At 61.9% G+C, this 425-nt stretch carries 1 protein-coding gene; it reads left to right on the top strand.

Going from position 1 to position 425, the window contains the following annotated elements; all coding sequences use genetic code 11:
* Positions 1 to 425 (top strand): DUF1302 domain-containing protein (locus tag KTN04_RS16715; protein ID WP_217336348.1); only part of this gene is annotated, 425 nt, incomplete at both ends.

The raw sequence follows: 425 nt of genomic DNA, 5'->3' as shown, positions 1-425 counted from the left end.
GACTGGAAAGGCACCCTGAGCTATGGCACCGGTGTGCGTCTGGAAGACCGCTCCGACGTGGGCTACATGCAGTCCAGCGGCAACCGCAACTTCGATCAGGACGACCTGATCAACAACCGCCTGTCGCTGCTGATGGAAGGCCGCCTGCACAAGGGCAACAGCGGCCTGGTGATGTCGGCCAGCACCTTCTACGACGATGTCTATCAGGACGACAAATTCACCGACGATGCCGAGAAGTACCACGGCGGCTACACCCGTCTGCTGGACTTTTACGGCTACACCACCTTTGAACTGGGCAACGAGCGCTATCTGAACCTGCGCGCCGGCAAGCACGTCGTTGCCTGGGGCGAGGCGCTGTTCATGCCCAGCATGTCACTCGCCCAGGGGCCGTCCGACGGCACCAAAGCCGGCATTCCGGGCGTAGA

Origin of the sequence: Marinobacterium weihaiense (assembly GCF_019061305.1) — a bacterium.
Taxonomy (GTDB): Bacteria; Pseudomonadota; Gammaproteobacteria; order Pseudomonadales; family Balneatricaceae; genus Marinobacterium; species Marinobacterium weihaiense.
This window is presented reverse-complemented; position numbering and strand designations above follow the sequence as displayed.